At 55.7% G+C, this 20,071-nt stretch carries 21 protein-coding genes and 1 tRNA gene; 15 read left to right on the forward strand and 7 right to left on the reverse strand.

The annotated features are described in order from the left end of the window. Window positions 1–95: 95 nt before the first annotated feature. The 8 genes from AACZ86_RS15130 (at window position 96) to AACZ86_RS15165 (ending at window position 9,301) form a co-directional block, all read left to right on the forward strand. The gene (locus AACZ86_RS15130; RefSeq protein WP_339694002.1) at window positions 96–830 is read left to right on the forward strand and encodes an NAD(P)H-dependent oxidoreductase; all 735 of its coding nucleotides are present in this window, start codon (window positions 96–98) and stop codon (window positions 828–830) included. A 203-nt stretch (window positions 831–1,033) separates the two neighbouring features. Then, on the forward strand, window positions 1,034–3,391 hold the full coding sequence (locus tag AACZ86_RS15135) for a chemotaxis protein CheA (protein WP_339694005.1): 2,358 nt from the start codon (window positions 1,034–1,036) through the stop codon (window positions 3,389–3,391). Continuing rightward, the gene (locus AACZ86_RS15140; protein WP_339694008.1) at window positions 3,388–3,810 is read left to right on the forward strand and encodes a chemotaxis protein CheW; all 423 of its coding nucleotides are present in this window, start codon (window positions 3,388–3,390) and stop codon (window positions 3,808–3,810) included. The genes AACZ86_RS15135 and AACZ86_RS15140 overlap by 4 nt, the downstream gene beginning before the upstream one ends. Window positions 3,811–3,874: 64 nt before the next feature. Next, a complete protein-coding gene (locus AACZ86_RS15145) occupies window positions 3,875–4,243 on the forward strand; it encodes a response regulator (RefSeq protein WP_339694010.1) in 369 nt (122 codons plus the stop codon). 69 nt (window positions 4,244–4,312) lie between these two features. Beyond that, window positions 4,313–5,359, forward strand: a complete 1,047-nt coding sequence (cheB, locus tag AACZ86_RS15150) for a chemotaxis-specific protein-glutamate methyltransferase CheB (RefSeq protein WP_339694013.1) — start codon at window positions 4,313–4,315, stop codon at window positions 5,357–5,359. Then, a complete protein-coding gene (locus AACZ86_RS15155; RefSeq protein ID WP_339694015.1) occupies window positions 5,356–6,204 on the forward strand; it encodes a CheR family methyltransferase in 849 nt (282 codons plus the stop codon). Before cheB ends, AACZ86_RS15155 begins: the two co-directional genes overlap by 4 nt. A gap of 93 nt (window positions 6,205–6,297) precedes the next feature. Continuing rightward, window positions 6,298–7,818 (forward strand): bifunctional diguanylate cyclase/phosphodiesterase, encoded by a 1,521-nt coding sequence (locus AACZ86_RS15160; protein WP_339694018.1) that lies wholly within the window; start codon window positions 6,298–6,300, stop codon window positions 7,816–7,818. A gap of 10 nt (window positions 7,819–7,828) precedes the next feature. Then, window positions 7,829–9,301, forward strand: a complete 1,473-nt coding sequence (locus AACZ86_RS15165; protein WP_339694022.1) for a methyl-accepting chemotaxis protein — start codon at window positions 7,829–7,831, stop codon at window positions 9,299–9,301. Between the two features lie 54 nt (window positions 9,302–9,355). Here AACZ86_RS15165 and AACZ86_RS15170 read toward each other — a convergent pair whose 3' ends face one another. Both AACZ86_RS15170 and ccmA read right to left on the reverse strand, forming a co-directional pair. Next, a complete protein-coding gene (locus AACZ86_RS15170) occupies window positions 9,356–10,003 on the reverse strand; it encodes a heme exporter protein CcmB (protein ID WP_339694023.1) in 648 nt (215 codons plus the stop codon). Then, entirely contained in the window at window positions 10,003–10,629 is a 627-nt protein-coding gene (gene ccmA, locus AACZ86_RS15175; RefSeq protein WP_339694026.1) for a heme ABC exporter ATP-binding protein CcmA, read from the reverse strand. Before ccmA ends, AACZ86_RS15170 begins: the two co-directional genes overlap by 1 nt. Here ccmA and AACZ86_RS15180 point away from each other — a divergent pair. Beyond that, window positions 10,611–10,979, forward strand: coding sequence for a 4a-hydroxytetrahydrobiopterin dehydratase (locus tag AACZ86_RS15180; RefSeq protein ID WP_339694029.1), 369 nt, complete (start codon window positions 10,611–10,613; stop codon window positions 10,977–10,979). The genes ccmA and AACZ86_RS15180 overlap by 19 nt on opposite strands. A 3-nt stretch (window positions 10,980–10,982) precedes the next feature. On the opposite strand, the gene AACZ86_RS15185 is transcribed toward AACZ86_RS15180, so the two are convergent. After that, the gene (locus AACZ86_RS15185) at window positions 10,983–11,813 is read right to left on the reverse strand and encodes an SDR family oxidoreductase (RefSeq protein ID WP_339694032.1); all 831 of its coding nucleotides are present in this window, start codon (window positions 11,811–11,813) and stop codon (window positions 10,983–10,985) included. Between the two features lie 109 nt (window positions 11,814–11,922). Here AACZ86_RS15185 and AACZ86_RS15190 point away from each other — a divergent pair, with 109 nt between their 5' ends. From AACZ86_RS15190 to AACZ86_RS15205, 4 genes are read left to right on the forward strand one after another with little or no spacing between them, the layout of a single operon-like run. Continuing rightward, window positions 11,923–12,696, forward strand: coding sequence for an ABC transporter ATP-binding protein (locus tag AACZ86_RS15190; protein ID WP_339694035.1), 774 nt, complete (start codon window positions 11,923–11,925; stop codon window positions 12,694–12,696). Next, window positions 12,693–14,228 (forward strand): ABC transporter permease/substrate-binding protein, encoded by a 1,536-nt coding sequence (locus tag AACZ86_RS15195; RefSeq protein ID WP_339694038.1) that lies wholly within the window; start codon window positions 12,693–12,695, stop codon window positions 14,226–14,228. Before AACZ86_RS15190 ends, AACZ86_RS15195 begins: the two co-directional genes overlap by 4 nt. Continuing rightward, on the forward strand, window positions 14,225–14,755 hold the full coding sequence (locus AACZ86_RS15200) for a hypothetical protein (RefSeq protein ID WP_339694041.1): 531 nt from the start codon (window positions 14,225–14,227) through the stop codon (window positions 14,753–14,755). Before AACZ86_RS15195 ends, AACZ86_RS15200 begins: the two co-directional genes overlap by 4 nt. A gap of 16 nt (window positions 14,756–14,771) precedes the next feature. Continuing rightward, the gene (locus tag AACZ86_RS15205) at window positions 14,772–15,548 is read left to right on the forward strand and encodes an SDR family NAD(P)-dependent oxidoreductase (protein ID WP_339694044.1); all 777 of its coding nucleotides are present in this window, start codon (window positions 14,772–14,774) and stop codon (window positions 15,546–15,548) included. A 3-nt stretch (window positions 15,549–15,551) separates the two neighbouring features. Here AACZ86_RS15205 and AACZ86_RS15210 read toward each other — a convergent pair whose 3' ends face one another. Beyond that, window positions 15,552–16,169, reverse strand: a complete 618-nt coding sequence (locus AACZ86_RS15210) for a DNA-3-methyladenine glycosylase 2 family protein (protein ID WP_339694047.1) — start codon at window positions 16,167–16,169, stop codon at window positions 15,552–15,554. A 92-nt stretch (window positions 16,170–16,261) separates the two neighbouring features. Here AACZ86_RS15210 and AACZ86_RS15215 point away from each other — a divergent pair, with 92 nt between their 5' ends. Next, window positions 16,262–16,579, forward strand: a complete 318-nt coding sequence (locus tag AACZ86_RS15215; RefSeq protein ID WP_339694050.1) for a 2Fe-2S iron-sulfur cluster-binding protein — start codon at window positions 16,262–16,264, stop codon at window positions 16,577–16,579. Between the two features lie 61 nt (window positions 16,580–16,640). Here the strand turns inward: AACZ86_RS15215 and AACZ86_RS15220 are convergent, their stop codons facing one another. Next, window positions 16,641–17,282: a hypothetical protein gene (locus AACZ86_RS15220; protein ID WP_339694053.1), complete on the reverse strand. Its 642-nt coding sequence runs from the start codon at window positions 17,280–17,282 to the stop codon at window positions 16,641–16,643. Between the two features lie 103 nt (window positions 17,283–17,385). Beyond that, window positions 17,386–18,132 (reverse strand): 23S rRNA (guanosine(2251)-2'-O)-methyltransferase RlmB, encoded by a 747-nt coding sequence (rlmB, locus tag AACZ86_RS15225; RefSeq protein ID WP_339694056.1) that lies wholly within the window; start codon window positions 18,130–18,132, stop codon window positions 17,386–17,388. Between the two features lie 136 nt (window positions 18,133–18,268). Here rlmB and AACZ86_RS15230 point away from each other — a divergent pair. Continuing rightward, window positions 18,269–18,354 (forward strand) — tRNA-Tyr (locus AACZ86_RS15230). A gap of 537 nt (window positions 18,355–18,891) precedes the next feature. Here the strand turns inward: AACZ86_RS15230 and AACZ86_RS15235 are convergent. Continuing rightward, a complete protein-coding gene (locus AACZ86_RS15235; RefSeq protein ID WP_339694059.1) occupies window positions 18,892–19,620 on the reverse strand; it encodes an FkbM family methyltransferase in 729 nt (242 codons plus the stop codon). Window positions 19,621–20,071: the final 451 nt, after the last annotated feature.

The raw sequence follows: 20,071 nt of genomic DNA on the forward strand, positions 1-20,071 counted from the left end.
TATGCCTGCGGGGTGGTTATCGGGCAGGCGGTTATGGCCAGACCCATTTGTTTTGCAAATAGCTCGCGCCTGAATAATCGAAACAGGAGAAACCGATGACGAAGGAACAGATGAAACCCGATTATACCGGCCTGAGCGCCGTATTCATCAACACCACATTGACGCCATCGCCGAAGGAAAGCCATACCGACACCCTGATGGATGTCGTTCGCGACATCATGCGCGGTGCCGGTGTGTCGGTGCAATCCTTTCGCAGCGTCGATCATGACATCGCGCCTGGCGTCTATCCCGACATGACCGAGCATGGATTTGATAGAGACGCCTGGCCAGCCATTGGCAAGGCAGTGCTGGACGCGGATATACTGGTACTGGGCACGCCGATCTGGCTCGGCGAAGTCTCTTCGGAATGCCGCAAGATCATCGAGCGGCTTTATGCGCACAGCGGCGAGATGAATGACAAGGGCCAGTATATTTTCTATGGCAAGACAGCGGGCGCGGTCATTACCGGCAACGAGGATGGCGTTAAACATTGCGCCATGGGCATGCTCTATTCGCTGGCCCATATCGGCTATATGATCCCACCTCAGCCCGATGCCGGCTGGATTGGCGAAATTGGTCCCGGGCCTTCTTATGGTGATAAAAAAGACGACGGCTCGCGCGTCGGTTTCGACAGCGAATTTACCGCGCGCAACGCGACTTTTCTTGCCTGGAATTTGATGCACGGCGCGCAAATGCTCAAAGATGCCGGTGGGTGGCCGAGCTATGGCAACAGCCGCCGCGCCTGGGATAATGGCGAACGCTTTGACCATCCCAATCCGGAATATCGATAGGCTCTTTTAAAGGAGGGCAAGCTGGCAAATCAAGCGCGGCCGGCCGACGCCCGTCGGCGACTGGCGGCGCTTGCGGTGGTCGGCGATCATCGAGAATCGGATCGCCGGGAGGAGGCAGTCGCCCGCTGAACCTTGTTTATCTTAACGATTCATAAACCATCACTGTGCAAATGACGAAGCCTATATCTTTGGGGTGGAGGAATATGGACGATCTGCTGGCAGAATTCATAGCGGAAACGCGCGAAATGCTGGAAGCCATGCAAGGTGAGCTGGTGACCTGGGAGGCGGACCCCACCGACCGTGCCCGTTTGGATACTATTTTCCGCTTCGTCCATACTGTCAAAGGCAGCAGCGGCTTTTTTGACCTGCCCCGTATCGAGAAATTGAGCCACGCCGCTGAAGGTGCGCTGGCTGACGTTCGCGCCGGCAAGCGCGCTCTCGACGATCGTTTGATCAACGGTGTTCTGGCCGCGATTGACCGGATCGTCGCGATGGTCGATGCCATCGACGCTGGCGAAGAACTTCCCGCCGGCGGCGATGAAGAATTGATCCGGGCACTGGAACCCGCGCCGGAAAGCAGCAGCGGTTTGGAAGAGGTGGTTGCGCCACAGCAGCCCGACGACCACAAGAAAAATATGGTCCGGCCGGCACGGTCGATCCGTCTGCCGGTACCGTTGCTCGATCGGGTGATGTCGGGAATATCGGATATTGTTCTTGTTCGTAATGAACTGGCTCGCGCCATGCGCGAAAATGATGTCGATCCTCTGGTCAGCGCTACGTTCGAACGGCTCTCTGCAATAGTCGATGACGCGCGCGAGGATATTTCGCGCATGCGGATGCAGCGCCTGGAACAGCTCTTCGCCACCTTCCCGCGCATGGTCCGTGATCTTTCTGCGGAGTTGGGCAAAAAGGTATTGATCGATATCGAGGGCGGACAGGTTGAACTGGACCGCGAATTGATCGAACTGTTGCGCGACCCGTTGATGCATATTCTGCGTAATGCGATTGATCATGGGCTCGAAATGCCCGCCGAACGCCGAGCTGCCGGCAAAAGCGAACTTGGCCTGATCCATGTCACGGCGCGGCAGACAGGCAACAGCATTTTAATGTCGATCACCGATGACGGCCTTGGAATTGATACAGAAAAACTGTGCGATCGTGCGGTTGCTGCCGGCATATTGACAGCGGCAGAACGCGCCAAAATGTCGGAAGCAGACCGTATTGCCCTGATCTTCCAACCAGGCGTGTCGACGGCAGAAAATGTGACGTCGATATCGGGCCGAGGCGTGGGAATGGATGTCGTGCGGGCCAATATCGAAAGCCTGGGTGGCAATATTCGCGTCACCAGCACGGCAGGAGAGGGCACGCGACTGGTCATAACATTGCCGGCGACGTTGAGCATCATCCCGGCCCTGACGGTAAAAGTCGGCAATCAGAATTTCGGTATTCCGCGTTCTTATGTCGAAGAAATTGTCAGTGTCAAATCGCAGTCTCTGGAATTTGATCAGGCTGGCGATACCCTGCTGGTGACGTTTCTGGGGCAACGTTTGCGATGCTGCTCGCTGGCCAGGATTCTGGATATTGAAACATCAGATGATCCACAAAATTCCGTCTTGCTGATGATCAGACTTGCCGGTGGCGATCTGTTCGGAATGGCTGTGGACGAGGTGCTCGATCATCAGGAACTGGTCATAAAGCCGCTGCCGCCAGCGATAACCGCGACGAGACTCTATACCGGCAGTTCTTTGCTGGATGACGGTAGCCTGGTGTTGATGCTCTATATTGGCGCTATAGCTGATCGGGAAGGTCTGGTCAGCGACGTCAACAAGGCCAGCCGGAAATCGGCCTTGGCGGAACGGCAGAATGTGGTCGAGGCAGAAACTGTTTCCGCCCTGCTGCTCCGGGGTCTGGACGGCCAACGTCGGATCGTCCGGATGGATCCGGTCAGCCGCATCGAGACCGTCGACAGCGCCGCCGTTCGGATTTCTGACGGCAGTGCCCAGGTCGTCATTGACGGGCAGATCTATCCTCTGGCCGGAACGCAATTTGGGCCGATCGGCGAAGGCGAGATCAACCTGCTTATCTTCAGTGATGGCGCAAGCCAGATCGCCTACGCCGTACAGAATGTCGTCGACACGATTCACATTCCCAATGTGGTCGTGCCGGAAGTTAAGAAAGGCGAGATCGAAGGCGTCACATTATTTGATGGGGAAGCGCTGGAAGTGCTGGATTGTCACTGGTTGTTCGCGCAGCATGCAGGCGACAGTCACGAGAAAATATCAAAGACCTGCCAAATCAATGAAGACGATCCATGGGTGCGTTCGATCCTTCGTCCGATGGTCGAGGCTGCAGGTTATAAAATAGTCGGCGCAGACAGTATCGAACCGGTTGACGTCGCCATAACCATGAGTGACCAACCGGCAGCGCCCCGCCATGCAGGGCAGGTCATCACCCTTACCAGCGATCCCGAAGCAGCCGATCACAAGGGCGGTGTCATCTATCGCTATGATCGGGGCACTCTGTTGGCCTCGCTGACAGAAACGCGAAGGAAAGCATCATGAATATGTCGGTTCTGCTGCTCCAGCTTGCAGGGCAACGCATCGCTTTGCCCGCGCTTGAAGTTGATTCGGTGATCGAACTCGGCAAGATAACGTCGGTTCCGGGTGCGCCGTCCCACATTATCGGAATCAGCTCGTTACGCAGTCGTGCGTTGACCGTAATCGACTGCGCCAAGGTACTGGAAATTGTCGACTATGACATCGACGGACCCAAACAGGCAGCTGTTCTTAATTTTGAAGGGCATGATTATGCACTGCTTGTTGAAGAGGTGGAGGATGTCGTGGATGCCTTGACCGATCCTGCGCCGGTGCCGGGCGGAGCGGGAGAGATATGGTCGAAAATTTCCGATGGTTTGATCGAGACGCAAGTCGGTCCGGCAATGTTGATCAAGATCGATACCGTCATCAATAATTTACAATGAAGAACACATTAAGGCTTTGGTCAGGCTTAACGGATATCCTGATTCGGCAAATGAGAGATTAGAAATGAGTAAAACCTGCTTGATCGTAGACGATGCCAGCGTGATCCGGAAAGTCTCGCGACATATACTGGAGTCGCTCGGCTTCGAGGTGAGCGACGCCGAGAACGGCCTGGTCGGTCTCGAAAAGTGCGACGAGAATATCTATGATCTGATCCTGCTGGACTGGAACATGCCGGTCATGACGGGCATTGAATTCATCAAGGAACTGCGCGCCCGGCCAAATGGGCTTATTCCAAAAATTGTCTTCTGTACGACCGAAAGCGACGTCAACCACATTCGCGAGGCGATGAACGCCGGCGCCGATGAATATGTCATGAAACCCTTTGATCACGAGACACTGCAGATAAAGCTTCAAATTGTCGGGTTTGACTGAGGTCAAAACATGACAGGGGCCGATATAAATCAAGCTGGCCAAGGGCATGGTAATCGCAATCAGAGCGGAATGATCCGCGTCATGATTGTGGATGACTCGCTGATCGCTCGCACGGTGTTGCGAAAGATGATCGAGCAAAACAGTGATCTTGTCTTTTCGGCGATGGCAAATTGCGCCGAGGACGCTATCAAAAAACTGTCGCAAATCGAGGTTGACGTTATTCTCCTTGATCTGGAAATGCCCGGCATGGGTGGCCTGGCTGCATTGCCGGAGATTCTGGCCTGCGCCAGAGGCGCGCGGGTCATCGTGATTTCGTCGCTTACAGCAGCAGGTGCGGAAGCCACTGTGGCGGCTCTTTCGATGGGCGCGGCCGATACTATTCTCAAGCCGCGGCCAAGCGAGTTTACGTCCGATTATCGCAGTGAACTTGCCGCACGCATTCGCGCTATCGGTAGCTCGCCGATCGAAATCAACCGGACATGTTCCGTTCGCGGCGACAAGAGCCGGAAGAAAATTGACGAGATCTCAAAGCCGGCAAAGGTGATTGCGATTGGCGCATCTACTGGCGGTATCCATTCGATGTGCCAGATGCTGGGTGACCTGCCCAAATTTGTTGACCAGCCGATATTGGTCTCCCAACATCTGCCCAGCAGTTTCATGCCCGTATTCGCCCGCCAGCTGGAAATAGCCGCTTCCCGCAAGGCGCGGATTGCAACAGACGGCATGGCCGTGATCTCTGGAGAGATTCTGATCGCTCCCGGTGACGGGCATCTGATAGTGGAATTGAAGGACGGACAACCCGTCGTGCGTATCGCCCGTTATACAGTTCCCAATGGCTGCTGCCCTTCGGTTGATCCGATGCTGGAATCGCTGGCGGAATGTTTTGAAGGCGCCGTTCTCGGTATCATATTGTCGGGCATGGGGCGGGACGGTGTGCTCGGCGCCCGTTGCGTTGTCGATGCGGGGGGCACGATTCTGGCGCAAGATCGCGACACCTCACCTGTTTGGGGCATGCCGCGCGCCGTTGCCGAGGCAGGGCTGGCATTGGCCATACTTTCCCCGGAAGAGCTCGCGGTACGGATTTTATCTAGTAGGGTGGCTACCAAATGGGCATGAACGCAGGATCACAGAAAATCATTGCTGATTTGCTTGCGGCCCGGACCGGCCAACAGCTTACGGAAGACCGCAGCTGGCGAATTGGTACCGCACTATCCGGTATTTTCCGGCAAATTGGCATATCCAATGTCGATCAGCTTGTTTGTCTGCTCGACCAGCCGGCCCATGCAACCTTGTCGCAACAAGTGGTGGAAGCACTGCTGAACAACGAAACCTATTTCTTCCGCGATCGCGCCATGTTTGACCAGCTGTCCAAACAGGTGCTGCCGGAAATCGCGAGGGAGCGTAAAGAAGAAAAGACCTTGTCGATTTTATGCGCGGGCTGCTCGACCGGGCAGGAGGTACTGTCGCTGGGAATGATGTTGCTCGAGCAGAAGGCGCGCTGGGCGGGCTGGAAAATCGAGATCACCGGCACAGATATTTCCCACGGTGCCATCGCTACCGCCCGGGCCAGCACCTATTCGCAATTCGAGATACAACGTGGCCTGCCGGTTTCGCAAATGCTGGCCCATTTCAATGAAACGCCGATGGGCTGGGAGGCGAACGAAGAATTGCGGGCGCTCATGCGGTTCAGGGTCCATAATCTGCTTGATCCTATGCCTGCTATCGGATCGTTCGATCTGATTCTGTGCCGGAATGTGCTCTTATATTTTGATTCCGAGACCCGCCAGCGCGCCTTCGCACGTTTGATGGAGGTCTTGCATCCCAATGGTTGGGTCATGCTTGGTGCCGGCGAAACTATTGTCGGCCACACCGATCAGCTGGAATTGGTCAAGGGGGGGATAGGGCTCTACCGCCCGATTGAGCCCGGTTTTGAAAGTCAGAGCGCCGTTTGCGCACGTTAGCAGTTCGTGTAAATTGACGTAAAAAAACATTAATCAATCCTTAGGTATAAGAATGTAAAGCACTGCTAACTATCCCTTAAAGAGGATAATGGAGTGAGGAAATACCTTAAGCAATTGGGTGGGGGCACCCAAAGTCTGGTCTTTACGCCACTGATCGTACTTACGTTGATCTTTGGCGCATTGGCTGTGATGCTTGTGATCAACGACGCGATTTCAATCCCGTTGACGTCGCCATTGATCCTGGGCGGCGTTCTGGCGTTTGTTATTGCAGCGGTGGTTTTCGCGCGCCTTGGTGTTGTCCATATCGGTCACCTCGAGAGTCTCGGGATGACCGACAGCTTAAGCCTTTTACCGAACCGCCGCGCGCTGCACATTGATGTTCAACGCAATGGCACAAAAGATTCAGAATTGGCCATTGCATTGATCGATCTGGACGGGTTCAAAATGGTCAATGATCAATATGGTCATAATGTTGGTGATCAGGTGATCAAAAATTGTGCGGCCATGCTCTCGGATTTATGTGGGCAGGACGCACGCTGCTATCGCCTCGGCGGCGATGAATTTGCTATTTCCATGACAGGTTCGCTTGCCGGTACGATAGTCGAGGGCATCTCCCGCAGTTTTATCGATCTTTTCAAAAAACCGATCATCGTGGACGACCGCCGTATTGTGATCGGTGCGAGTATCGGCATCTCGTCCAGCAAAGGTGCAGACCGGCAAAATTCCTCTGAACTCCTTCGCCGTTCAGATGTCGCAATGTACACATCCAAGCGCAACGGCAAGATGCGGTGTACCTGGTATCAACCCGAATTCGACCGCAACCGGGAAGCTGCTCAAAAAATTGACAGCGAGATGCGTCGCGCCTTGTCCAATGATGAGTTTTACGTGCATTACCAGCCCCTGGTATGCGCCAAGACATCCAAAATTGTCGCGGTCGAATCCCTGTTGCGCTGGGCGCGCCCGGACGGTCGGCCAGTGGGGCCGGATGTCTTTATCCCGATCGCTGAAGAGTCCGGTTTGATAAACCCGATAGGTTTGAAGGTTTTGCGCCAGGCATGCAAAGATGCGCTGGCCTGGGCTGATATCACGCTCTCGGTGAACATTTCTCCCGCGCAATTGCGTGATGTTGAATTTCCCATTCAGCTGGGACAGATTCTGGAAGAAACCGGATTTCCGGCTGAGCGCTTGGAATTGGAAATAACCGAAACCTGTCTCGTGCTGGATCCGATACTGGCCGAGCGGACCCTCGACGTGATCCGGGGCTTTGGCGTCAATATTGCGCTGGATGATTTCGGTACAGGCTATGCATCTATCGGCTTTCTGCGGATGTTCCGCTTTGAAAAATTGAAGCTGGATCGTTCGCTGGTGGTCGACGCGGGGGAGGATGAAGGTTCCCGCGCAATGATGATCTCCAGCATCAGCGTCGCGCGTGCGCTCAATATGTCAGTCACCGCCGAGGGCGTTGAAACCCAACAACAGGCAGATCTGGTGAGAATAGCTGGCTGTGATCATATTCAGGGCTGGCTCTATTTCAAGGCAATGCCGCCCGAAGAAATTACCAATCACCTCAAACTGCAAAATTCGCAAAGCCATCAAACAAAGCTAATTGGATAGGATAGATATCATGACCGCAGCTTCAACCGCTTCGCCGGAAAGTCCCGATCTTAGTACGGCTCATAATGAAGCCAAAGATATGTTGTTGTCGCTGTCAGGCCGGCGAGCCAATTCTCTTTGGAACAAATATCTCGATTGTTCCGTCGGGACCAAGCTCAACATCTATCACGGGGTAAACTCGCTTTTCGGTTTCGCATTGCTCGGCATCGGCTGGTTCTCGCTGAACGCGATCCAGGCCGCCTTGGTGAAGGAGGGCATTAACGCGCCGACTGTCTCGGCCATTGCCGACCGTGCAGAAGCGATGTTCATCGCGATCATGATCCTGGCCATCGGCTGGGGCGCTGTGGCAATTGCTCGCGTTAGCAAGGATATCTCCGGTAGCATCAAAAAGCTCGTGCCCATGTTGTGGGATGTTATCGAGGGCAAGATGGATATGGAAATTCCCTATGTCGAACGCAAAGACGAAATTGGAGAGATGGCGCGATCAATAGAGGTGTTCCGTCGTGCATCCATCCAGCTGCAAAAGGTTCGCAGCGAACGGGAAGAAGCCCATGAACGGGAAAAGGAAAACGAAGCGAAGCAGGACCGTTTGCGGGACGAGCAAACCAAGAAAATCCGGATCATGGCCGACAAGTTTGAAAGCACGATCAGTGACGTTGTCAACAGCGTAGCAGCCGCTTCGGTCCAGCTGCAATCAACCGCAACATCGATGGCTACGTCTGCCGAACAGTCTTCTGCTCAGACCGGCAATGTCGCAAAGGCAATGGAAGACGCCTCCAAAGGTGTAACCGCCGCTGCCGCCGCCAGTGATGAATTTGCCATGTCGATCGGCGAGATAAGCCGTCAGGCATCCAGCTCCGCTGAGCTTGCACGCAAAGCGGCCGATGCCGCTGGCGAAGCCGATACGACGATGACAGCACTTTCGGTTTCCGCCGAACAGGTCGGCCAGATTGTCGAACTCATCCAGAGCATTGCTCACCGCACCAATTTGCTGGCACTCAATGCCTCGATCGAAGCCGCTCGCGGCGGGGAAGCCGGGCGCGGGTTTGCGGTCGTCGCCTCCGAGGTGAAAGAACTTGCCTCGCAGACAAGCAAGGCCACGCAGGATGTCGCTCGCCAGATTGGCAATATGCAGGAATCAACCAACGCAAGCGTGGATGCGCTCCGTGCTATCGGTTCGCAAATCCAGAAGCTTGAAACCACCGCTGTTTCGATCGCGACTGCCGTTGATCAACAGGCAGTGGCCGGACAGGATCTGGCACGCAGCATCGATGCCACCGCGCAGGGGACCGAAGAAGTTTCCAACAATATTGCGCAGGTCAGGGAAACGTCGCGCGCAACCGGAGAATCGGCCGGCCAGGTTCTGGGCTCTGCAACGGATCTGGAAAAACAGGCCGCCAAGCTCAACAAGCATGTCGATCAGTTCCTCGGTTACGTCCGCGAGTGGGATTTCTTCTCGCCGGCAAACGGGACAAACGGGTAACCGGATTTGTCCGTTAAAGGGCAAGGGCGGTAAACGCCTCGGCGCGTAATAGCGCTATTCCCTGACCGCGCTTAACGCTGCTCCGGCGGCGAAGGGTGTGATGGCGACGAGCAATAGCGAAATCGCAGCGAGAAACAGCAGAGCGCTGCTGCCTTGCGCAGATAGGCTACCCGCGCCGAAGATGAGCAACGGGATGGCCAGCGGCACCAGCAATAGTCCGCCAAGCGCGCCCGCTCCTTTCATCCCCGCAGTCAGCGCCGCGATCATCACCGCCAGGCCAGCGAGAGCCGGTGTCGCGATTGCCAGACTCGCCAGCAACGTTCCAAGAGCCGCGCCTTCCAGCCCCATCAGGCCACTCGCCAGAAAGGCTGCAAGCAGCAGCGGCGGACCGAAGGCAAGCCAGTGCGAAACCAGCCGCGCCGCCGCGATCATCTCGTCGGACAGGCCGCGCACGATCATCTGGTCATAGACACCATTTTCCAGATCGGGCTGGATCAGCCGGTCCAGCGGTAGTAAAGTCGCCAATAGTGCCGCGATCCATAATATTCCGCCGCCGGTCTGCAGCAGCAGCGCACGGTCCGGTCCCACCGCAAAAGGGAACAATGTCGCAGCAGAGAGGTAAAATATTACCGGCAGCCAGGTCCCGCCGCTGGCGTAGCTTTGCCGCACATCGCGCCAGATGATCGTGGCGATGCTGTTCATCACAAACATGCCTCCAAATCTTCCAATGGCTCGAGCTTCAGAGTGAAATCAAAGCCAATCGGCAGAGGGATATGGCTCGCGGCGAGAATGATCCCGCCAGTGTCGAGATGGCTTTGCAGGGCCACGCCCAGTTGATCGACCGAAGCCGTATCGAGGCCATTGGCCGGTTCGTCGAGCAGCCATAATCCAGCGCCGGTCAGATAGGTTCGCGCCAGCCGTGCTCTCTGCCTCTGTCCGGTCGAAAAATAGCGCACCGGCACTTCGGCGAGATGGCCGAGACCCGCGCGCGCCATCGCTGCAGTGACATCTGCCTGTCCCTTGCCGTCCAGCTTGGCCCAGAAACGCAGTGCCTGTTCGAATGGCAGATGCTCGTCCAGCGCCAGCCGGTCGTCGCACAGCGCTTTTCTCTCCGGCGCTGCAAAAGATCCCGCTGACGGCTGGAGCAGCCCGGCCAGCAAGCGCAACAGGCTGGATTTGCCGACACCATTGGGGCCGGTCAGCAATCCTGCCTGTCCCGGCTCAAGCGAAAAATCCAGACCGCGAAACAATATCCGCTCGCCGCGCACGCAGCTTAGCGCCTCGGCCAATAGCCGATTGTCGCTTCCGGTTGACTGTCCCTTGCTCATCGCACAGACTTAAGACATGGATTGGCGCGAAAGCCAAGCAAGGAGCAACAAAAATGGTGGCGCAACTGACTGAGGATGAACGCAAAGCGGCTCTCGCCAAGCTGTCGGACTGGCAATATGACGGGGAACGCGACGCGATCAGCCGCTCTTTCAAATTCTCCGACTTCACGGAAGCCTTTGCCTTCATGACCCGCGTAGCGCTGCACGCCGAGAAAGCCGATCATCATCCCGAATGGTTCAATGTCTACAACCGGGTCGACATCGTGCTGACCACTCACGATGCCGGCGAAAATGGCGGATTGTCAGAGCGGGACGTGAATCTGGCGACAATAATCGAGAGTTGCGCCTAGCCCCTATTTCTCTTCTCCGGCCAATACTTCACCGAGATCGCTGGTCAGGCTGACCGATTGTTTGCGCACGCGGCCGGGCATCCAGCGCGCGGCAAAGGCCAGTTGCTTGGCCATTTTGTTGACCGGCGTGTGCACCTTGTCGCCGTGGACAGCGGACCAGGCTGCCGGACCGATGATCGAAACCGGGCTAACCATGACGCCGGCTTCCTCGAGCCGTTCCTTGCCACTCTGGTTGGTGCCTTCGACGACATTGGAAATGATATTGGTGTCGATGAAGCCGGGCATCAGCGACCGTGACTTGATGCCGAATTTGCGGAATTCGATATCATGCGATTCGGCGAGGCCGCGCACGGCAAATTTGGTCGCGCTATAGACGCTGAGGTCGGCAACGCCGTAAATTCCCGCTGCCGACGCGGTGTAGAGTATGCAGCTGTCCTGTGTGCTCTTGAGCATTTCGAAACAGGCGCGGGTGCCGCTGATCACGCCGGTAAGGTTGATCGCGATCATCCGGTCGATGGCGTCGTCTTCCATGTCCTGGATCGCTCCACCTTCACCAATGCCGGCATTGTTGAACAGGACATGCATCTTGCCGCCGGTAATCGATCCAAACTCGCCCACCGCCTGTTTCCATTGTGCGCGGTCGGTCACGTCGAGCCGGTGGATCGAACTATGGCCTTCGGGGAGAAGCGCTGCGGTTTCGGTCATGCCTTCCGCGTTGACATCGGCAATCCCGACGAACCAGCCCTTTTCAGCAAAATAGCGCCCGACTTCGCGGCCCAGACCGGACGCGCCGCCAGTGATGAAAATTGTCTTCTGTCCCGTTTGATAGCCCATGAATCCACTCCCGCGTCGTTATTGACATTGATGTTCATTCCAGCGGTTTTTGACGCGAACGTCAAGTGAAGTTGGACATGCACGACAAAGCGCGTCACTATATATTCCGATGCCTGTCTCCGGTCCTTCCATTCGTCTGCAAGATGTCAGCCGCCATTACGCTACGGTCAGGGCTGTTGACGGAGTATCGCTGGATATTGCGGCGGGCAGTCTGGTTGCCTTGGTCGGTTTGTCCGGCTCGGGCAAATCGACCCTGCTGAAAATGATCAACCGGCTCGTCGAACCGGACAGCGGCGAGATTTTCATTGCTGAGGAGCCGGTCGACTCGATCGATCCCCATATCCTGCGTCGTCGTATCGGCTATGTCTTCCAGAATATCGGTCTGTTCCCGCATATGACGATCGCGCGCAATATCGCCATCGGGCTGGAACTTGCTGGCGAGAAAGATGGCAGCGCCGGCCGTGTCGCCGAACTGCTCGACCTGGTCGAATTGCCGCAGGACATGGCCTCCCGCATGCCCGATCAGCTGAGCGGCGGCCAGCAACAGAGAGTGGGCGTGGCTCGCGCGCTGGCGACGCGGCCCGGCCTGATGCTGATGGACGAACCATTCGGTGCGCTCGACCCGGTGACCCGCGACAATCTGACCGATCAATATAAGGCGCTGCACGACAAGCTGGGCCTGACCACCATCATCGTCACCCATGATATGGCCGAGGCGCTCTATCTCGCCGACCGCATTCTCGTGATGGAGGGCGGGCAGATCAAGGCGGATGCCACGCCCGCCGAGCTGTTATCCGGCAATGCCGGTGAAGAAGCCGAAGCCCTTGTCGCCATTCCCCGCGCCCAGGCCGCACATATCATCGCATTGAGCAAGAGATCATGACCGGGGCGTGGCAACAGGCTCTGGCCCGCGTGCCGGAACTGCTCGCCGCCCATGTCCAGATCAGCGTGTCTGCGCTGGTGCTGGCGATGATCATTTGCCTGCCGCTGGCTATCTGGGCCGCGCGCTCACCAAGAGTGGCTGCGGTCGCATTGACCGTCGCCAGTCTGATCCAGACCATCCCGGGACTGGCCTTGCTGGCTCTTTTCTACCCCCTGCTGCTCGGCGTGTCGGCGCTGGTCGGCGGCGGGATATCCGCGTTCGGTTTCCTGCCCGCACTTCTGGCATTGACCCTCTATGCGCTGCTGCCGATCCTGCGCAATGCGGTGACCGGATTGGCCGGGGTGGATCCTGCGGTCAAGCAGGCGGCGGACGGTCTCGGCATGACCAGCGCCCAGAAATTATATTACGTGGAAGCACCATTGGCTGCGCCCACGATCATGGCCGGGATTCGCACCGCAGCGGTCTGGACCATCGGTGCCGCGACACTTTCAACGACCGTGGGCCAGCCCAGTCTCGGTGACCTGATCTTCGCCGGACTACAGACGCAAAACTGGACGCTGGTGCTGGCGGGATGCCTGTTCTCTGCGGCGCTGGCCATTTCGGTCGATCTGCTGCTCGGTCTGATCGAGCGCGGGATTCGCGAACGCCGCCGGATATTGGCGTGGGCCGGGGCGGCGATTATCGCGGCAGGACTGCTCGTTGCGACGCTGCCTTTGCTGATGACACGCGACAATGTCGTGGTGGTCGGGGCCAAGAATTTCTCGGAACAATATATACTCGCGCGGCTGATCGGGTCGCGGCTGGAAGCGGCCGGATATGAAGTCCGTTATCGCGACGGCCTTGGGTCCGCGGTGGTTTATCAGGCCCTGTCGGAGGGCGATATCGACGTTTATGTCGACTATTCGGGAACGATCTGGACCAACCAGATGCAGCGCACGGATGCCCGGCCGAAGGCGGCGATGCTCAACGAGATCGCGAAATGGACCCGCGCCAGTCACGGTGTCGAGATGCTCGGCGCGCTGGGTTTCGAGAATACTTATGCCTTTGCTGTGAGGGCGGAAGACGCCCGGGAAAAGTCGCTCAAAACGCTCGATGATCTGGCGCGCATGTCGAGCGATTTCAATTTCGGCACCGATGTCGAATTTCTCGAACGACCCGAATGGCAGATGGTCCAGGACATTTATCCGATCCGGTTCAAGACCGCCCGGTCGTTCAGTCCCACCTTCATGTATCCGGCTCTGGCCAGTGGTGAAGTCGATGTGATTTCCGCTTTTTCTTCCGACGGCCGGATCGCGGCAAACGGCTTTGTCATACTCGAAGACCCGAAAGGCGCGGTGCCATCCTATGAAGCGATCCTGCTGCTCGCCCCGAAACGCGCCAGCGACGACAAATTTGTTGCAGCACTAAATCCCCTGACCGGTGCGATCACGGTAGAAAATATGCGGGAAGCCAATTATACGGTCGATCGCGAAGGCAATAAGAAAACGCCAGCACAGGCCGCACGCTGGCTGAATGACAATTTGAAGGAATGAACGTGAAATCTGGTTTTACATATCTGTTGAGAATCGTCGGTCTGGTCGCGTTGTTCTTCGCCGCATCCTTCTCGGTCACGGCGCGGGCGGACGTGAACGTCACATTCTACTCGCACGATTTCGGCAAGAATTTCCCGCACGCTTTCTTTGTCGCAAAGGGCGAACTGTCCGATGGCAAGAAAGTCGACACCGCCTTTGGCTTTACCGCAATCAACGTGTCGCCCGGCATATTATTCGGCTCGGTCAACGGCCATGTAAAAGCACCGTCGGCCAGCTATATCGCCAGCAGCAACCCGCATTTTACCGTTAAAATTGACGACGGGAAATATCGCAAACTGATGGCCGTGGTGCAAAAATGGCAGGCTATTCCGCAGAAAAGCTATAGTCTCAACAAGCGCAATTGCGTGCATTTCATCAATGATGTGATCAAGACGCTGGATCTCAAGACCAATTTGAAAACCGCCAACTGGAAAAAGCCACGATCCTTCATGGAAGAAGTCATGAAGCTCAATCCGTTCCTCAAATAAATAGAAGGCGCATTATATGACCGACGTTTGCATGATAATCGGAGCAGGCGCCGGCATTGGCGGCCATGTCGGCAAACGCTTCGCGCAAGACGGCTATCATGTCGCCTTGTGCCGGCGCAGCGATCAGGAAGGTCTCGACCAGATGGTCGCCGAAATCGAAGCTGCCGGTGGCAAGGCTTCGGGCCATTTGCTCAACGCGGTGGACGAGGGCGCGATCGAGAAGCTGATCGACGAGGTCGAAGCGGATATCGGAGCGATCAAGGTTCTGGTCTATAATCTCGGAGCGCAGATCGGTAACCGGGCGCTGGCGGATACGCCGCCCAAGACATTTGAACTGGGCTGGCGGATGGGCACTCTGGGTGTGTTCCGGGTCGCGCAAAAGCTGTTCCCGAAAATGGTCGAACGCGGGGGAGGGGCGCTGCTGGTGACCTCTGCCACGTCCGCGATGCGCGGCAATGCCGGACAGCATAGCCATGCCGCTGCCATGGGCGGACGGCGGATGCTCTGCCAGACGCTCAACGCGGAATTCGCGTCGAAGAACATCCATGTTGCGCATATATTGATCGATAGCGCGGTCAACGCGCCGGATACGCTGGGTAAGCTGCTCGGGCCGGAGCGTTTTGCAAAATTGCGAGAAGCCAAGGCCAATGGCAAGGACGAGATCATGGAGCCAAGCGCGATTGCCGACACCTATTTCCATGTCGCGCACCAGCACCGCTCGGCCTGGACCTTCGAACTGGACATGCGCGCCTTTACCGATACCGCTTGGTGGAACCACCCGATCGATCTCTAGTCGCTACATCACCATCACATGATAATGGTGCCAGGTGAATATCGCCACGGCACCGCGGTGCGGGGACCATGCTTCGGCGCGCTCGCGGATATCTTTTTCCGATGGCCGCTCGGGTAGCTCCAGAAAATTGCCGACGCCGATCTGGATCGCAAGATCACCGGCCGGCCAGATATCCGGGCGGCCCTGCGCGAACAGCAGATAGATTTCTGCGGACCAGCGGCCAATGCCTTTGACCTTCGTCAGTAGCGCGATCGCTTCTTCATCATCCGGCGGCAGATTGTCGAGATCGAGCCCGCCGGAGAGGATCAGTTCGGCCAAGCTCCGTGCATAGCCCTGTTTCTGGCGTGACAGGCCGCAGGCGCGCAGCTCGTCAAATTCGGTGGCGATCAGCGCTTCGGCCGGGCAACCATTGCCCAGCCGCGCTTCCAGCTTGTTCCAGACTGCTGCTGCCGATGCCACGCTGACCTGCTGGCCGACGATGGTGCGCAGCAACGTCTCATAACCCTCAGGACGGATCCGGGGCTCGGGATAACCGGACCGGGCGACGGCTTCTGCCAGTCGCGGTTCGATGCTGCTGACATGGTCCAGTCCGGCTTTGATCACTTCTTTTGATAGGCCCATTGAATATCGGTCCTTGTTTCGGCCCTTGATTCTTTTTGACGGCCCAGACATAGCGTGCGGGATTTTCAATGAACAGTCACTAAGGGGTAACTATGCCAACGATTCACGTAACCGGCCGCGATGGCGAAGAAAAAGCGGTTTCCGTCGACAGCGGAATCAGCGTCATGGAAGCGATTCGCGACAATGGCTTTGATGAATTGCTGGCCCTATGCGGCGGTTGCTGCTCCTGCGCGACCTGCCATGTCCATATCGATTCCGACTGGAAAGCGAAATTGCCGGAAATGAGCGAAGATGAAGATGATCTGCTGGAAAGCAGCGATCATCGCGATGAATTTTCGCGGCTCAGCTGCCAGATCGAAGTATCCGACGATCTCGATGGCCTGAAAGTCCGGATCGCCGAAGAAGACTGATTCCCGGTCAACCGACACAAAAAGGGAGTGCTTTGCCGCTCCCTTTTTGTGTCCGGCTGCTCTATCGTGCCAGTTTGACGATGGCCCGCGGGCTGCCAGTGGCACTGCTCGCTTCATTGACTTTCCACTGCAGTTTCTTGACAGCACCGTCGCTTTTATAGCCGTCTGCGGTGTTGTTGCTCAATATCTCGCCATTCGTCTCGATGGTGAAGCTGCCATCGATCGGCTGTGTCTTGTTCTTGCCGGATCCGCCCATCGGCATCGGCCCCATGGCGCCGGCCAGACCGCCCGGTCCCGCCATCGCCGGTGTTGAGATTTCCAGCTCACCGCCGCTCCGACGGATGATCTGGACGAAGGGGAATTGCATGGTTGCGCCCGGTATTGTCGGGAACGCGAACATCTGGTCGAAATTTCCGCTGACCATATATTCGACTTCAAACAGATTATCGCCGACATATTCGACCTTGTTCCAGCCGTCATATTTGGCGAGCTGGGCGGCGAATTCCTTCAGACCCTCGTCATCACCGGGCACCGCTCCTCCGAAGATCGAGCGCATGGCGGCATTTTTCTGCTCATCGTCCTTGTCGCCACCTTCGGGCGAATCATCATTGCTCTCTCCGGACGGAGGAGACATCGAGTTGCCGTCGTCTTCGGCCAGTTGCATCTGGCCGTTGTAGGTAAAGACATAGGTGCCGTCGTTCATCAGCCGCAGCTGTGAATCAAATTTTCCAGGAACCAACAAGCAGCCGACCAGCAGTAATGGTATCGATAGAGCTGCGATCAATTTGCCAAACTGGATCATAGACTTATTGCCCCTTTTTCCTCGTATACTCCGCATATAAAGCGATGGCGGCCGCATTGGATACGTTCAGGCTCTCCATCTTGCTGCTCATCGGCAGTCTCGCCAATGTATCGCAATGGGCCGCGACATTCTGGCGCAGGCCTTCGCCTTCCGCGCCCATCACCAGAGCGATTTTACCAGTTCCCATCGCGCCCTCGAGTTCATCGACGGCATCGCCATCGAGCCCGATCCGCCAATAGCCGGCTTCGGCGATATCATCGAGCGCGCGGGACAGGTTGACCACCCGGATCCACGGAACGATTTCCAGTGCACCAGAAGCCGATTTTGCCACGACACCCGATTCGGGCGGGGCATGACGGTCCTGGGTGATGATCGCGGCGGCATCAAAGGCAGCAGCAGACCGCAAGATCGCTCCGACATTATGCGGATCGGTCACCTGATCGAGCAACAGCAAAGGACGGTCGGTCTGTTGGTCCAGTATTTCGCCCAGCCAGATGTCGGGCAGGGGATCGACGTCGGCGACCATGCCCTGATGCGGCGCGTCGCGCGGGATAACCCGGCCGAGATCGGCGACATCGCAGATCACAACCGCGATATCATCAGGGATTTCCAGCGTTGCGAGAGCCTCGCGGGTGATCGATATCTTCTTGATCACCCGGTCGGGATTGTCGAGCGCTGCTTCTACCGCGTGCCGTCCCCAGAATTTGAGTCCGCCACCGGTTTTCTTAATTGATTTGTTTTTGCGTGCCATAATTGCTCTCTAGACGGTAAGCCTCCTGCGGACAGCCCTTTTTTTCTGCAAATTTGCAAGGGCAGGCATTGACAGTTTGCCATCCCTTCGTCATTGAGCCGCTCTTGTCGCCGATGGCGGCCTTGGATAACCTGATGGACAGGTGGCCGAGTGGTTAAAGGCAGCAGACTGTAAATCTGCCCGTGTAAGCGTACATAGGTTCGAATCCTATCCTGTCCACCATTTCCCCCCTCTAGGGGGCGCAAATGACCAGCAAGCCACTGATTTTTCTTAGCATATCCTCTTCCTGAGGGTGCAGGGGAAGGTACCCAATCGGTGGGAATTGTTTTAAATATATCCAGCAAAATTCCAAAGACGGCCTGATATATTATCGTCGAAGGTACCTTGATGCCTTAAGGCCATATATTCCCGGCAAGCCCGTGGAGCTAAAGCGCTGTTTAAAATCAAAGGATATCGAATCTCCAAGGGCCTTGAAAGGATGCCACCTTGCTCAGGCTGCTCACGCTGACGTAGCTTCGGCCTCCAAGAAGAGGGATGACCGGTGGCAAAAACGTTAAGGGAGCGTCGAAAACGGCCGCGTGTGAATTGGGGTTGCGACGGTGGCATGACGAAGGCAAAATTATGGGGAAGCGATGGGGATGTTTAACAGAATTTGGAAAATACGGGATCAAAGTTTTTCCCGCTATTTAGCTTTATCCCATAGTTGGCTTCGCTAGTGTCGCATTAAAAGATGTAGTTGGTTATATGCCGCTAGCTATCCTAGCGATTATAAATCTTAGGGGATATGAAAGCAACGTCCGCTCTACGGAGGTGGGGTTGATTAGTAAAAAACTCGGATACTTGGTCATAAATCTTAAAAATCCTGTATCCTAGGGGTTCTAAAATCGCTCTAATCTCATCCAGATGCACATGCCAATTATTGTCAGGGTTTAAAGAGCATTCGACAAAAACGCAGTCAATTTTCAATTCAGTCAAATACGATGTCGCTCCAAAAAGGACGTCCGTTTCAGACCCTTCTACATCGAGCTTTAGGATCGAGATGTGATTTATTTGCGACTCTCGGCTGAAATTGTCTACCGTCGAAATTTGTACGCTCTCACCCCAATCTGCTGTATCAGTAGATGATAATCTAACCATCGTGTCTGTTTGTTGATGTTTCATGGCGTCCGGATCGGAAGGAATAACAAAAAGTTCCGATTTCTCCTTACCCAAGCCCAGTTGGTGGACGTGGGTTTGTTTAAACGAACTCGCGTTTCTTGTTAACTTCTCGAAATTAACCTTTGCGGGTTCGAAGCAGAATACTTCTGGATTATTCAAATTGTGATGTATAGTTCGTAAATATTGACCGGTGTTTGCCCCTACATAAAATACCACAGGTTTTGTTTCGGTTAAATGTTTCGCGATTTCTTTAAAGAATCCAGTGGAAATATAGGCATCTCGATACTCGGATAATTTGTTCAGAATATTACTTTTGACGCCGAATCCCATTATCGCTCCATTGCTTTAAATCTACTATATTATTACTGTGCCTAAGGCTCCATTGAGATGCAAGAAATGTTAATTGAAATCCAATATATTGCCATTGCCGGTATTTCCCAGCCAACTGCGCGCACAATGCGGGGTTGGTTTGACAGCCTTGAGCAGCATGATTGCGAAGGCATGTCACCTAACCGCTTCCTTATCGTTCATTGGGAGAAGTTAGTCTTGTTCCAGCCGAACGCATGCCTGCTATAACAGGGTTCTCAAGCTGGCGAGAGACTGGGCGCGCAAGCGGGGACACCAGATCAGCTGGCTCTGGATCTGCGAAAACGGTCGCCACTCACCTCCAACGTGGTAAGTAATGTGGGAATATAAATGTATTGAGATATGTATTTGATTGTTATCAATATAGGCCACCTCGAACAATGGCGAATTCGGGCTGAAGTAGCGATTTGGTTCC

It is taken from the genome of uncultured Parasphingorhabdus sp. (genome assembly GCF_963975735.1).
Lineage (GTDB): Bacteria > Pseudomonadota > Alphaproteobacteria > Sphingomonadales > Sphingomonadaceae > Parasphingorhabdus.